Here is a 14,986-nt window from a genome sequence, read left to right as displayed (position 1 = left end):
GAATAAAAATGAAATTGGAAGAAATAAGAATAAAATCTGAAAAAATGCTCTTACAGAAGGCAAATGTCGTCGGCGTGATGACGGGCTATAAGATAAGAGGAGAAGAAAAGACCAGGGAACTGAGTATAATCTGCATGGTGGAAAAGAAAGTCGAAGTATCAGCGCTGAAATCAGGTGACCTCATTCCTAAAAAGATCGATGATGCGGTTACAGACGTCATAGAGGTCGGGAAGATAAGGGCCCTGCAGGTCGACAGGAAGTCGCGCCTTCGCCCCTGCCCCATGGGCACATCCGGCGGACATTACCTGATAACCGCAGGCACAAACGGGGAGCTGGTCAGGGACAGGGCCTCGGGTAAGCTGTGCATAGGCACGAATAACCATGTGGGAGCCAACTCCAATGAAGTAAATATCGGCGACCCCTATCTTCAGCCCGGACCTATTGATGGCGGCAGGCGGCCAAATGATGAGATAGGCAGGCTCCTGCGCTTTGTGCATTTGAACCTCAGCGGCGTTCCAAGCGAATGCCCGGTCGGAAAGCTCTGGAGCGGACTCTACAATGTCCCCGCCAGCGCAGCAAGCCGCAGGACAAGGCTCATGTCGGTAGTGCAGGTACCAGAGGATAACTATGTGGATGGCGCCATCATCGAGTTGAACAATGAAAGAGATGCCAAAGCGGAGATATTGGAGATTGGTATTCCAAATGGAACAAGAACGGCACAGCTCGATATGCACGTCCAGAAATCCGGAAGGACCACGGGTCTTACAAGGGACGGTCCTATAACAGCAGTGGATGCCACCGTAAGCGTCGATTACGACGGGGGGCGGACAGGTATTTTCAAAGATCAGATAATTGTGGGCCAGCCTGGGTTCTCAGCAGGTGGTGACAGCGGAAGCCTTATCCTCGATATGGAGGGCTATGCTGTAGGTAAGCTTTTCGCAGGAAGCGACACAATAACGATAGCTAACCACATACAGAAATATCTTGACCTTCTCAATGCAGATCTTGTCACTGGTTAGCATGATGGCGACATCGAGATGAAACAATGGCTACAATCGAAGAAGCAAAGAGGATAAAGAACAAGTATGAATCCGCTCTTTTAAAAAAGAAAGGAGTGGTGGGTTGCGCTACCGGATACAAGGTCATTGGCGGCAGGAAGTCAAATAAGCCCGCCATCATATGTTATGTGATGAAAAAAAAACCAAAGAGAGAGCTAAGAGAGGAGGACATCGTGCCCGGGGAACTTGATGGAGTACCAACGGATGTGGTTGAAAGCGGTGATATCCGGGCATTGTGATCGATGAAATTATATCAGAAAAATGGGATATTTTCTTCATTTAACAACTGTTAAATTCAAAACACAGTTTCTTAAAAATGCGGGACTGTAAAAAAGTTTGGTGTTGCAGGCTATCATGAAATCCTTGTCAGGAAACCGCAGATAATGGCGCCCAGAGTCACGAGCCTCCCGAGTCGCGCCTCGGGAGGGCGTATCCGCATATGGCGTTGCCATATGCGTGTGCGGAGTCGAGAACCCGCAGGGTTTCGGAGCGGCGCATCCACGTCAACCGTTGCGCCAGTTGACGTCGCACAACCGTCACGTCAGTTGACGCCGTGCACACGTATGCCAGCGTACTGGCATACGTGGACGCGTCCTCAAGGGGCGCAACCCTTGACGTATGGCTCCGCCATACGTGGATATCGCTATGCGATATCCCCCCAGGGCATACGTGTTGTTTGGGAGTCGAGAACCGTTAGGTTTCGGTCTGAGAACCCGCAGGGTTTCGGCCTTGATGAACACAGATTTGTGATAGCGTATCCGCGTTTATATCCGTTCATCAGTGGTTCTGTACATCATAACACCAAAAGGATTTTACATCTACAAAAATGCAAAAAATTCAAATAAGAAGCAACAAAAAATTATAAGCAAATCTTTATTTAGTATAGGATTAAAATCGTTTTAATACATGGAACTACACAAGATTGAAAAGATCTTAAAAAAAGAGCCGGATGAAGCGGCCGAGGAATTATTGAAAGAGGTCGAGAAAGCATACGGTGAAGTACCATACATTCTGAACTTCATGAAACAATCGCCAGAGCTGCTTGTCACCAAGGTTCTTTATGAAAATGCGATAATACGGGAATTTAAGCGCCTTGATCAGAAAACCATAGAATTGATCTCGATAGGGGTGTCTGCGGCGCTTCGCTGCGACCACTGCCTGAAAATGCATATCCGGGTGGCCCAGCGCCTTGGGGTGACAAAGGAAGAAATATTTGATGCTATCCTGATCGCGGGCTCGCTTTCCAACGCAGCAGTGCTTGCCGAGGGCACACGGGCGATGGATTCTGAAAAAATCAAACTTTCAGACAAAACGGAGTGCAAAGTTTGCGGGATACCCAAAGAAAAGGAAGATTAAGCTATCTCCACTGAAGAGCCGCTCACGATCCTGCATTCGGGGAGGCACAACTCAAGAACTTGCGCTGCCACATGCTCGGGTCGCAGGAGCGAGGATACATCCTCCGGGTAAAGGGAGCGGTGCATACCGGTATCCACTCCACCCGGGCACACAGCATAAACCCGGATGCCTTTTTTGGCAACCTCATATGCCAGTGATTCTGTGAGGCCGATCACGCCGAATTTGGAGGCGCAGTAAGCCGAAAGCTCGGGGATACCGCTTTTTCCAGCCCCGGAGGAGATGTTGACTATAACACCGCCTTTGGTCAAAACCGGAAGGACCTCGCGGCAGCACAGGAAAGTCCCTTTCAGGTTCGTATCCATGATCATATCCCACTCTCCATTCGAAGTCTCAGCTAGGGTTTTTCTGAAGGCGATGCCTGCGTCGTTCACAAGAATGTCAATGCCTCCCAAAACGGCTTTTGTTCTCCTGACGAGGTTCTTTACAGCCTGGATTGACCTCACATCCATGGGTACCGCAAGGCTGCGCCTTCCCAGCTTTTCTATCTCAGCTGCCACGACGCCTATCTCTCTATCCGTACGCGCGGCGACTGCAATATCAGCCCCCTCGCGTGCAAGCGCCAGCGCTATCTCCCTACCAATGCCCCGCCCGCCGCCAGTCACAACTGCGACCTTGTTCAGAAGTTTCATCTAAATAATCCCTTATTCCACGTGCTTGATCTCACCTATTATTTTCTCAAGTAATAAGCCAAGCGTTATAAGTCCGAGTGGATTTCCCTGCCCGTCAATCACGAAACACATACTGGACTGCCTGTCCTTGATCAGTTCTACCAGTTCGAGAAGGGAAGTATTTGGTGAAACGAAGAGAGCCGGGCGAGCCAAATCCTTTATCGACTTCTTCCTATCCTGGAGGTTATTAAGGATATCTTTGATGTGCACATATCCCAGTATTTTGCCATCGGCAAGAAGCGGCATCCTTGCGAATCCCTCTGAATTAACTACATTTACAGCGTATTCAAGTGTTGAATTAATATCTATGCTCGTAACTTTTTCCATAGGTATCACTACATCGCTTGCTTTTATCTGGGAAAAATCCAGAGCCGATTTGAGAAGATGTTTCTCTCTCTTGTGAATTACGCCCTCTTCTTCTCCCATTTCGATCAGGTGGCGCAGGTCTTCGCGAAGGAAGATTGGCTCTTTTGGGGATGAGCGCACGTGAATCAGTTTCAGGAGAAAGTTAGTAAATCTTGTAAAAAAGATGATCAATGGTTTTAGGATCCTGATTATGAGTCTCATCAAGCCTGCAAGCTTATAGGCGATCTCGGGATTCCTTGCAGCATAGGCTTTTGGTGTTATTTCTGCAAAGGCTACTATCAGGAATGCAGCGATCACCGTCGCAAGAGTTGCCGCACCCTCACCGAAAACCTGCAACACAACTATGGTTATCAGTACCGAGATCGTTATATTAACAATATTGTTGCCTATCAGGATAGCGGCCAGGAAATTCTCGGGAGCGTTCAGCATTTCCTTTATTGCATCGGCGTTCTTCCGGCCTTTTTCCAGGTATCCTTTCAGTCGGATCTTATTAAGGGATAGTATCGATGTCTCGGTCAGGCTGAAGAATATGGAGGCAACCATGAGTAAGATTATTGCGAGTATGCTGAAAGAAAGTTCTGCCAGAGACATGGAATCACCTTCGCCAAGTTTCAGCTAAATGCTATGCGGGTACTTAAAGCCAATCGATGAGGAAGAACTACATTGAATTTAAAAGTTGAACCAAATTCTACCCCAACTTCCCCAGCAATACCTCCCTCGCCGCCTTCGCATCCGCCCTGCCCTTCGTCTTCTTCATCACCGCACCCACAAGCGAGTTGAGCGCCTTTTCCTTCCCGGCTTTGAAATCTGCCACAGCCTGCGGGTTCTCCTTTATCGCTTCAAGCGCCGCAGTCTCAACGATATCCCCTTCGACTATAACGAGCCCTTTCTCTTTGATGATTTCTTCAGGTGAGCCACCTTTATCAAGAAGCGTTCTGATAATATCCACGGCGCCGTCCTCTGTTATCCTCTTGCCTGCGAGAAGCTCAAGCACCGAGAGCATATGCTCTTTCCTGAAAGCATCTACAGTGAGGTCGCGGTAATTCAACTCTCCTTTCAGCACATCGCATATCCAGACAGCAGCCATTCTTGGATCGGCTTTTTTTGCCACATCTTCGTAGAAAATCGCAAGTTTCAGCTCCGATGTCAGCGCCTTGGCATGGTCATCCTTGACACCATACTGCTCCACGAAGCGAATGCGTCTGGCATCAGGCAGCTCAGGCAGCGTCTCCTTTATAGCCGGCGCCCATCCTGATATCTTCAGAGGCACAAGGTCAGGTTCAGGAAAATAGCGGTAATCGTGGGCCTCTTCCTTAGAACGCATGGAGAGCGTGATCTCTCGCGCCTCGTCAAAATGGCGCGTCTCCAGCACCACAACGCCGCCGCGGCGCAGCACGTTCTTCTGTCGCACGATCTCATAGAGAAGCGCACGCTCAGCGCCCTTATGCGAGGAAATGTTCTTGATCTCGGCGCGCTGTCCTCCCATTATGGAGATATTGGCGTCCACTCTGAGAGCGCCCTCCAGGTTTCCGTCAAACACATCAAGGTATTCAAGGATATTGCGCAGTTTGTCGAGATAGCGCCGTGCCTCTTTCGGGCTCCTCAAATCGGGCTCGCTCACTATCTCAAGCAGCGCCATTCCTGAACGGTTATAATCGATAAGCGTGTACTTTGATTTGTCTATTGTGCCCTCGTGCACGAGCCTTCCGGGGTCTTCTTCCATGTGAGCCCTCGTTATCCTGACTCTGTGCTCCCCGTCCTCACCTTCGATAATGATGTAACCGCCGCTTGAAATGGGAAAGTCATATTGCGTTATCTGGAAGCCTTTCGGAAGATCGGGATAGTAGTAGTTCTTCCTGTAAAACTGCGTATGCTCTTCAACCTTGCAGTTCAGGGCAAGCCCTACTTTTATTGCTGCTTCCACTGCCTTTTTATTGATCACGGGCATGGAACCGGGAAGCCCGAGGCACACAGGACATGCATGCGAGTTCGGAGGGTCGTTGTGATAATCAGTGGTGCATCCGCAGAATACCTTGGTCTTGAGTTTGTTTAACTGGACATGGACTTCAAGACCGATCATTACGCCGTCAGGATTATCGTACATTACAATCCCTCCGGTCTTTTTTCATGAAAATCAGTATTCTCTTCAAATGTGTAAGCAGTCTGCAGAACGGTTGCTTCGTCAAAATGCTTCCCTATCACCTGCATCCCGACAGGTAGCCCGCCTGAAAAACCGCATGGCACGGAAATAGAAGGGACGCCTGCGAGGTTTATCGGTACCGTATCCACATCAGCAAGGTAGAGCGACAGCGGATCATCAATTTTTTCACCTATCCTGAATGCAGGATACGGCATCGTGGGCGCGATCAACACGTCCACGTCCCTGAAAGCGCGCTCAAAGTCCTGCTTTATGAGTGTCCGGATTTTCAGGGCTTTCAAATAGTATTTATCATGATATCCTGCAGATAGCGCATATGTTCCAAGCAGGATGCGCCGCTTTACTTCGTCACCGAACCCTGCGGCCCTCACCTGCGAGAAGGTGGTATGCCAGTCGGAGTCCTCCGTTCGGAGGCCATATCTCATGCCGTCGAACCTGGCAAGGTTAGAGGATGCTTCACTCATGGCTATGATGTAATAAGCCGAAAGAGCATATTTTGTGTGAGGCATCGTTACGCTGGTGCTTCTCGCGCCCAGGTCTTCCAGCGTTTGGATTGCATTCCTCACCGACTTTTCCACTTTTTCATCCGTTCCTTCCCCGAAATATTCCTCCGGGACACCTATCTTCAAACCTTTCACATCGTTTTTAAGCGCCGACGAATAATTTGCCTCGATTTGAACCGATGTTGAATCGCGCGGGTCATAGCCTGCTATGACATCAAATAGAGTTGCCACATCACGAACGTTCGTGGCGAACGGCCCTATCTGCTCAAGCGAGTTGGCATACGAAATAAGCCCGTAACGTGATATCACGCCGTATGTAGGTTTCAAACCCACTACTCCGCAGAAAGAAGCGGGACAGCGCACTGAACCGCCTGTATCAGAACCTAACGAGAGCGGAACTTCGCCTCCAGCCACTGAGGCGGCGCTTCCCCCTGATGATCCGCCGGGTACCCTGCCAGAATCCCAGGGATTCCTTGTGGCCCCATAGTAGCTTGTCTCCGTGGAAGTGCCCATTGCAAACTCGTCCATGTTGGTCTTACCGATGATAACTGCGCCAGCTTCTTTTAGTCTTTCAATTACATGGGCGTCGTATGGAGGAACATACCCGGTCAGGATCTTTGAGGCGCAGGTGGTCGGGATGCCCTTTGTGGAAATATTGTCTTTGATAGCGATCGGAATGCCTGCAAGGGTGCCTTCGTGACCTTCTGAATCTATCTCTCTGGCCCTCGATATTGCGCTTTCTTTTGAAACTGTGATGAAAGCATTCAGCTTGCTGGCTTCGATCCTTTCAAAGTATTCGGCAATGATCTCTTCAGAGGACTCCGCATGGATCCTTTCCCTGAGCTCGTTGATACTCGCCCACATTCACATCATCCTCGGCGCCTTGAAAAACCCGTCCTGCCTCTTCGGAGCATTGGATAGCGCCTCTTCCTGCGAGAGGGATCCTGAGACAGCGGGTTCGTCCTCCCGGAACACGTTGCTAAGGGGCAGGACGTGATACGTGGGCTCGATCCCATCGGTATCCACCTTATCAAGCTCGCTGAAATAATCAAGAATAGAATTGAGCTTGGGGGTGTATTTTTCCTTATCCTCCTCGCCCAGCTCAATGCGCGCAAGCCACCCAATGTGCTCAAGGTCTTTTCTGGTGATCATAATGCTTCCTGCAATCTGAATTAAACGTAATAAGTCTTTGCTTTCCAGATTTTTATTCATAAAAGTCAATATAATAAAATCAATGGATAGAATTAATAACAGGATATGACATTTTAGGCAGAAAAAGAGACTCGAGTTAGAATGCCAAAAAGACCCGACATCAAGAAAGTCCTTCTGATAGGCTCAGGCCCGATCATGATAGGCCAGGCTGCAGAGTTTGATTTTTCAGGCAGCCAGGCATGCCGCTCACTCCGGGAGGAAGGGATCAAAGTCGTTCTTGTCAACAGTAATCCCGCTACAATAATGACGGACACAGACATGGCAGACGCCATCTATATCGAACCCCTCGAGCCCGAGATAGTGGCAAAGATCATCGAAAAAGAGCGGCCTGATGGAATCATTGCAGGTCTTGGCGGCCAGACAGGGCTAAATATAACCACCGAGCTTGGCGAGATGGGCGTGCTTGACAAATTCGGGGTAAAGCTCCTGGGTACCTCACTGCAGGCGATAAGCGATTCTGAGGATCGCGATCTCTTCAAGAAAAAGATGCTTAGCATTGGCGAAAAGGTGCCGCGCTCAAAAGCCGTGAATTCACTTCATGAAGCCGAGGCGCTGATCGAGGAACTTGGCCTCCCGCTTATCATACGCCCGGCATATACACTGGGCGGTGCAGGCGGCGGCATAGCATATACGCGTGAGCAGCTCGTTGAGATAACAGAGCGGGGACTTGAACGCTCCCGGATACACCAGGTACTCATCGAAGAGAGCATCATCGGATGGAAAGAATTCGAGTACGAGGTCATGCGTGACAAGAACGATACGTGCATCGTCATATGCAACATGGAGAACATCGACCCAATGGGCATACATACGGGCGAGTCCATCGTGGTTACACCTTCGCAGACTTTATCGGATGTCGATCACCAGAGGCTCCGCAGCACTTCGATAAAAATAATAAGGGCACTCGGTATTGAAGGAGGATGCAATATCCAGTTCGCCGTGCGAGAAGACGAGGTCAGGATCGTTGAGGTCAACCCAAGGGTCTCGCGCTCCTCAGCCCTTGCATCCAAAGCCACTGGCTATCCGATAGCGCGCGTCACGGCAAAGATCGCTATTGGCATGACGCTTGATGAGATCATGAATGACATCACCAAAAAAACGCCTGCCTCTTTTGAGCCCACCATCGACTACACGGTTGTCAAAATCCCGCGCTGGCCTTTCGATAAATTCGTGACAGCGGACAAGCATCTCACGACGGCGATGAAGAGCACGGGCGAGGTGATGGCGATAGGGAGAACGATAGAAGAGGCGCTGCAGAAAGCTGTCCGCTCGCTGGAAGTAGATATGTTCTTCGGGTTCAGGGAATGGAGCAGCGATGAAATAATTGACATCCTGCGCCATCCTACACATGAGCGGTTGTTCGTCATATACCAGGCATTACGTAACGGGATGCCATCAGATGAGATTTGCAGGATTACTAATATTGATCCTTTCTTTATTCGGAAGATCGAGAACATCATTGATATCGAGGAATCGATAAAGATCGAACTCTCTATGGATAATCTTCGGAAAGCAAAGAGAATGGGATTAAGCGATGAAAGAATAGCGTTCTTATGTGGAAGATCACGTGAAGAGATAAACGATGTTCGAAGGCAGAACGGGATTATTCCCACTTATAAGATGGTGGATACCTGCGCTGCAGAATTCGCTGCTGCTACGCCATATTATTATTCAACTTATGAAGATCAGTGCGAGGCTACTCCTTCCAATAAGAAGAAAGTCCTTATCATCGGCTCAGGCCCCATCCGCATCGGGCAGGGAATAGAGTTCGACTACTGCACTGTGCATGCGGTGACAGCGCTGCGGGAGGAAGGTATTGAGACACATATAATTAACAACAATCCCGAAACCGTCTCGACAGACTACGATACGTCAGACAAGCTTTTCTTTGAACCGCTGACGCTTGAGGATGTCATGAACGTGATAGACAGGGAGCGTCCTTACGGCGTGATGGTTCAGTTTGGAGGGCAGACTTCGGTGAATCTTGCAATACCTCTAAAAAGAGAACTTGACCGCAGGACTGACCTGAATACTGTCATCCTTGGAACGACACCGGATAATATGGATATTGCTGAGGACAGGGGGCGCTTCAATGCCATGATGAAAAAACTTGGAATTCTTCAGCCTGAAGCAGGATGCGCCACTAATTACAGCGAAGCCATCAATGAAGCAAAAAGGATCGGGTATCCTGTGCTTGTGCGCCCGTCATACGTGCTCGGGGGGCGCGCAATGGAGATAGTCTATGATGAGCGCGACCTTGAGCGCTACCTGAAAGAGGCAGTCAGGGTATCGAATGAGCATCCGGTGCTTATCGATGATTTTCTTGATAACGCCACGGAAATAGACGTGGATGCAATATGCGACGGCAAAGAAGTGCTCATCGGCGCAATAATGGAGCATATAGAGGAAGCAGGGATACATTCAGGGGATTCGGCGTGCGTAATTCCTCCGCAATCCCTGAAACCTGAAATACTCGCAACTGTTCGCGATTATGTGAAAAAGATAGCTCTTGCCCTTCAGGTGGTCGGGATAGTGAATATCCAGATGGCAACGAAGAACGGAGTAGTCTACGTGCTCGAGGCAAATCCCAGGTCAAGCCGCACGATTCCTTTCGTGAGTAAAGCCGTGGGACTTCCGCTTGCCAAGATCGCTGCCCGCGTAATGGCCGGGCACACGTTGGCTGAGCTGGGATATAAAAGCGACCCCGTCACAAAGCATGTATCTGTTAAGGAAGTATTGCTTCCTTTCGATAAGCTTCCCGGTGCAGACCCGGTGCTCGGGCCCGAGATGAAAAGCACAGGAGAAGTGATGGGTATTGATTATGATTTCGGCAGGGCTTTCTTCAAGGCAGAATGGGGTGCGGGCAACATCCTTCCACTTGCGGGAACCGTGTTCATGTCGATACGCGATGATGATAAACCGCTTATCATGAAAGTGGCAAAGAAGATGCAGGATGCAGGTTTGCACCTGTTAGGAACAAGGGGCACGGCGCATTTTCTCTCAAAGAACGGAATAAAGATAGATGTCATAAACAAGGTGAGTGAGGGCACGCCAAATATCGTGGACCTCATTCATAAGAAGAAAGTGGATCTCATAATAAATACTCCCACCAGCAAGGAGACGGTGAAAGATGGGTTCCAGATCCGCCGGGCTGCGGTTGATTTCAACGTGCCTTATATTACGACGATACAGGCGGCGCTTGCTGCTGCTGATGCCATCGAGGCCATGAAGAAAGGCGATATCACCATTAAATCAATGGGTGAATACCATGCGGGACGCTGACGATGAGCCAAGATATTAACGGGTTGAGTTCGGGCGAAGCTAAGGATAGACTTTTAAAATTTGGTCCTAACCAGATCTTTAAACCGACCAAAGTTAGTTTTTTTGGGATCGCCAGACATGAAGTTACAGAGCCTATGATCCTTCTTTTACTGGTCGTGGGCTTTTTCTACAGCGTCTGGGGAAAACTTGAAGATGCAATTACCATCTTTTTAGTTATAATTTTATTAGTTTTAGCCGAAGTCTACAATGAATTTCGTGCAAAAAAAGCAATAGCTTCTTTGGAAAAGATAGCAGCTCCCAGAACAAGAGTGTTGAGGGATGGTGAGGTCAATGATATTGAATCGCAATATGTTGTACCGGATGATATTTTAGTTTTGACTTCGGGAACCAAAGTTTCTGCTGATGCAAAAATAGAAAAATCCATAGGCATGCAGCTTGATGATTCTGCTTTGACAGGCGAATCTCTTCCCCAGGACAAAAATAATGGTGATGAAATTTTTGCAGGTACAATTGTGCTATCTGGAGAAGGGTTGGCTCGAGTTCTTGCCACGGGCAATGATACACGTCTTGGCAAAATTGCCGCTGCCGCCAAAGAAATCAAACCGCCCAAAACACCTCTTCAGCTGGCAATGAGGTCATTAGCGGGCAAATTGGTTGTTGTTGCCCTGTTTTTTTCCATTGCTATTCCCGTTTTAGGGATTTTGCAGGGGCAGGATATAAAAATGATGATCTTAACCGGCCTGTCTCTCTCCTTTGCCACTATCCCGGAGGAACTTCCTATCATTATTACAATGGTTTTAGGGTTGGGAGCTTACACTCTTTCCAAAAATGGATTTTTAGTTAAGAGGATCAAAGCAGCTGAAACTTTAGGCAACGCCACAGTGATCGTTACTGACAAGACGGGTACTATCACCGAAAGCCAGATGAAGATCATTTCATTATATCCTGAAAATAAAGAGAAAGGAATTCTTGAAAAAGCCCTGGGTTCATTAACCGAATATTCCCTGTCTCCTATAGAGCGGGAGATCAAAAACAAAGCCGCGGAATTGAATTTAAAAACCGAGATGACGCAGGTGATCCGGTCAAGAAATCTTGGGAACGGCAGGAAAACAAAAGCAGTCATCAGAAAAAATGGGCTGGAATATGAATTATTTTCAAGTGGTGCGCCGGAGGAAATTTTTAGAAGTTGCGTTGAAATAAACGAGGAGGCAAGAGCTGCCGTAGCCAGAGAAACTGAAAAAGGAAGACGAGTGATAGCCATTGCCTATAAGAAATTGACTTCCGAGGAAAAGAGCCTCGATTTTGCCATGATCGAGAAGGAAGTGAATTTTGTGGGATTGATAAGTTTTGAAGATTCGCCGAGAAAGGGAGTCAAGGAAGCTATTTCCGAGGCCATGAAGGCTGGCATCAGGACAATCATGGTTACCGGCGATCATCCTGTGACCGCTGTTTTCATTGCAAAAGAGGTTGGGATTTCGACTTCAGAAAATAAAGTTTTAACAGGGGAAGAGCTGGATAATCTTACAGATGAGGGATTGCAGAACGCCGTAAAAGAGTATTCTGTTTTTGCGAGAACAACGCCGGAACATAAATATCGTATCGTAAAAGCATTGCAGAAGAATGGCGAAGTAGTAGCGGTAACCGGGGACGGAATTAACGATGCACTGGCTTTAAAGGGTGCAGACATAGGTATAGCAATGGGAATCAGGGGAACGGATGTTGCAAAAGAAGCTGCAGAAGTGGTGGTGACTGATGATAACTATCTGACCATTAGCCGGGGTATTTTTGAAGGGCGCAAATTTTTTGATAACCTTCAGAAAGGTATTAAATATTATCTTTCTGTGAAGGTTGCTTTAATATTGATTTTCTTGGTGCCTGTTCTTTTGGCTCTGCCAATGCCTTTCGCCCCTATTCAAATAATCCTCCTGGAATTATTTATGGATCTGGCGGCTTCTGCAGGTTTCGTCGCCGAGGCAAAAGAAAAAAATGTCTATTCCAGGCCGCCCCGCGACCCGAAAGAAGACATACTCAATAATAGGGCTGTCAAAGACCTTTTGACCAAAGGTGCTATCCTGTTTATAGGGGTCATTTCTGTGTACCTTTACGCACGAAGCCAGAATTTAAGCCTCAGAGAAACGCAAACCTTTGCTTTTTCGGCCTGGATGTTCGGTCATATCTTTCTGGCTTACATCTCTCGTTCTGATAAAGAATCCATTTTCTCCCTGGGAATATTTACCAACAGGGTAATAAACCTCTGGGCGGTGGCGGCAGTTACCTTCCTTGTTCTTGGAATTTATATTCCATTTTTGAATGATAGATTTAATCTTTCTCCGATCGACTTTATTCAGCTCATATTCGTTGCTCTTGCCATGATATTTATTGTGGGCTTGCTGGAGATCAAAAAATTATTAAGTTTTGGCGTGCAGGGAAAAGGTTGGAATATTGACTGCCCGGTAAATGATGACACAGGAAAAGATTCATGAATAGGATGGGTGGGCAGGATATGAGGAAAATAGTGGTGGTATTTTCGAAAAAAATATTTAACCTGCCCACTAAAGTATTGATTGCTTAAAGTATATGAATTTTTTCATGATGTGGATGATGCATCAGGCGTTACGGCTGCCATTTTCTTCGATGATGGGGAAATTTCAATGGGGGGGTACTAATTTTCCATGAAGAGCTCTTCATTTTATTTATTATATAATAGTTAGATAATTATATATAATAATTAGTATAATTATAGCTTTCGAATACTTGATGTTGCCTTTTTCCTCTTCACCGATATGTTCCATAAAATGCGTTTTAAAGGTTTTTTCGATGTTTTTTATGGGCTAGTTTGTCGAAGTTCCGGGTATCCAGTCTTTATAGCAGTTCAATAAGAATAGCTAAAAGTGGTTCAAGCAAACAATTGAAACATAATTAAGTACCAACTTATAATAAAGTATCAAGATATGCCCGACCTCGTAATCAGGAATGCAAGGATTTTCATTGGCGAGGCTATCCAGCCAGCAGAAATAGCGATAGACAACGGCAGAATATCAAAGATCGGGAAAATAATAGGAACACAGGATGTCAACACGATCATTGATGCAAAGGGCGCGCTCGTCCTCCCGGGCGCCATTGATGCCCATGTCCACTTCCGCGATCCTGGGATGACAAAGAAGGAGGACTGGTACACAGGTTCATGTGCTGCTGCGGCAGGCGGGGTCACGACTGTTATCGACCATCCCAATACCATTCCCCCCACAATAGACACGGACTCTTTCAAGAAAAAGAAAAAAGAAGCGAAAAAATCCATAATCGATTACGGTATCAACGCCGGCGTGACGAGGAACCTGAAATCTCTCAAGAGCCTGTGGGAACTCGGTGCTATTGCATTCGGGGAGATATTCCTGGCAGAATCCACAGGCTCGCTGAATGTAAATTACGGGATATTGGAGGATGCACTCTCCGTAATTAAAGACCTTGGCGCGGTGGCATGCATCCATGCTGAAGATGAAGACATAAGACAAAAGTACCTTAAGGCGTTGAAGGGAAATCTTGAACCAGAATCTTACTCGAAATCACGCCCTCAGTTATCAGAAAAAATTGCGGTTGAAAAAGCGATCGATCTCGCTGGAGAGGCAAAGCTCCATTTCTGCCATATCAGCGCGCGCGAAAGTCTTGAGACCATAAAAAAGGCAAAAGCCGAAAAAAAGAGCGTAACGTGCGAAGTGGCACCGCACCATCTATTCCTCTCCTCAAAGGATTACAGGCGCCTGGGAACGCTTGGAAAAATGAACCCGCCGCTTCGCGATTACCAGTCACAGCAAAGCCTCTGGGCAGGACTGAACGACGGCACTATTGATATTATTGCCTCGGATCATGCCCCGCATCTTGAACATGAAAAAATGGCAGATATCTGGAGCGCTCCAGCCGGTGTGCCCGGTGTGGAGACAATGATGCCTCTCATGCTTATGGCGGTAAAAAGGAACCTTCTGACCTTGAAACGATTGATAGAGGTATCAAGCCAGAAACCTGCAATGATATTCAGTCTCAAAAAAGGTGTGCTTGCCGAGGGCTATGATGCGGACCTTATGATAGTGGGCGAGACGCAGAAGATACGCAGAGAAAAATTGCACAGCAAAGCAGGATGGACTCCATTTAAGAATGCCGAGGGTATCTTCCCGAGAATGACCCTCTCAAGGGGGGAAATAGTTTCCGAAGAGGGTGAGATCATTGCAAAAAGAGGGAGAGGCAGATTAATAACCGGCCAGGGGTTCGTTATGAAAATCAATTCTGAAATAGATTGAACGAGACAAAGTGGTGCCTTGCCAGCTTAAA

General features: G+C 47.7%; 11 protein-coding genes. 6 read left to right on the top strand and 5 right to left on the bottom strand.

Translation table 11 applies throughout. From position 1 onward, the window contains the following. Positions 1-8: 8 nt before the first annotated feature. The 3 genes from O8C65_07895 (at position 9) to O8C65_07885 (ending at position 2,414) form a co-directional block, all read left to right on the top strand. Positions 9-1,019: a hypothetical protein gene (locus O8C65_07895; protein ID MCZ7356839.1), complete on the top strand. Its 1,011-nt coding sequence runs from the start codon at positions 9-11 to the stop codon at positions 1,017-1,019. A 26-nt stretch (positions 1,020-1,045) separates the two neighbouring features. Further along, the gene (locus tag O8C65_07890; protein MCZ7356838.1) at positions 1,046-1,297 is read left to right on the top strand and encodes a hypothetical protein; all 252 of its coding nucleotides are present in this window, start codon (positions 1,046-1,048) and stop codon (positions 1,295-1,297) included. A 667-nt stretch (positions 1,298-1,964) separates the two neighbouring features. Next, on the top strand, positions 1,965-2,414 hold the full coding sequence (locus O8C65_07885; GenBank protein MCZ7356837.1) for a carboxymuconolactone decarboxylase family protein: 450 nt from the start codon (positions 1,965-1,967) through the stop codon (positions 2,412-2,414). Here the strand turns inward: O8C65_07885 and O8C65_07880 are convergent. The 5 genes from O8C65_07880 to gatC all read right to left on the bottom strand — a co-directional run bounded on the left by O8C65_07880 (position 2,411) and on the right by gatC (position 7,381). Beyond that, complete coding sequence (locus O8C65_07880; protein ID MCZ7356836.1) at positions 2,411-3,103, bottom strand: SDR family NAD(P)-dependent oxidoreductase; 693 nt, start codon at positions 3,101-3,103, stop codon at positions 2,411-2,413. The two genes, O8C65_07885 and O8C65_07880, sit on opposite strands and share 4 nt — an antisense overlap. Positions 3,104-3,115: 12 nt before the next feature. After that, on the bottom strand, positions 3,116-4,099 hold the full coding sequence (locus O8C65_07875; GenBank protein MCZ7356835.1) for a hemolysin family protein: 984 nt from the start codon (positions 4,097-4,099) through the stop codon (positions 3,116-3,118). 97 nt (positions 4,100-4,196) lie between these two features. After that, positions 4,197-5,612 carry an Asp-tRNA(Asn)/Glu-tRNA(Gln) amidotransferase subunit GatB gene (gene gatB, locus O8C65_07870; protein ID MCZ7356834.1) on the bottom strand — a complete coding sequence of 472 codons (1,416 nt, stop codon included), beginning with the start codon at positions 5,610-5,612 and terminating at the stop codon, positions 4,197-4,199. Further along, a complete protein-coding gene (gene gatA / locus O8C65_07865; protein ID MCZ7356833.1) occupies positions 5,612-7,033 on the bottom strand; it encodes an Asp-tRNA(Asn)/Glu-tRNA(Gln) amidotransferase subunit GatA in 1,422 nt (473 codons plus the stop codon). Before gatA ends, gatB begins: the two co-directional genes overlap by 1 nt. Beyond that, positions 7,034-7,381 carry an Asp-tRNA(Asn)/Glu-tRNA(Gln) amidotransferase subunit GatC gene (gene gatC / locus O8C65_07860; GenBank protein MCZ7356832.1) on the bottom strand — a complete coding sequence of 116 codons (348 nt, stop codon included), beginning with the start codon at positions 7,379-7,381 and terminating at the stop codon, positions 7,034-7,036. Positions 7,382-7,462: 81 nt separating this feature from the next. Here gatC and carB point away from each other — a divergent pair, with 81 nt between their 5' ends. From carB to O8C65_07845, 3 genes are all read left to right on the top strand, one after another. Next, entirely contained in the window at positions 7,463-10,663 is a 3,201-nt protein-coding gene (gene carB / locus O8C65_07855; GenBank protein ID MCZ7356831.1) for a carbamoyl-phosphate synthase large subunit, read from the top strand. A 2-nt stretch (positions 10,664-10,665) separates the two neighbouring features. Next, entirely contained in the window at positions 10,666-13,146 is a 2,481-nt protein-coding gene (locus O8C65_07850; GenBank protein ID MCZ7356830.1) for a cation-transporting P-type ATPase, read from the top strand. A 468-nt stretch (positions 13,147-13,614) separates the two neighbouring features. Beyond that, entirely contained in the window at positions 13,615-14,955 is a 1,341-nt protein-coding gene (locus O8C65_07845; protein MCZ7356829.1) for a dihydroorotase, read from the top strand. The last annotated feature ends 31 nt before the right edge of the window (positions 14,956-14,986 follow it).

Source organism: Candidatus Methanoperedens sp., from assembly GCA_027460535.1.
GTDB lineage: Archaea > Halobacteriota > Methanosarcinia > Methanosarcinales > Methanoperedenaceae > Methanoperedens.
The sequence above is the reverse complement of the archived record's forward strand: the minus strand, read 5'-3'. Positions and strand labels throughout refer to the sequence as shown.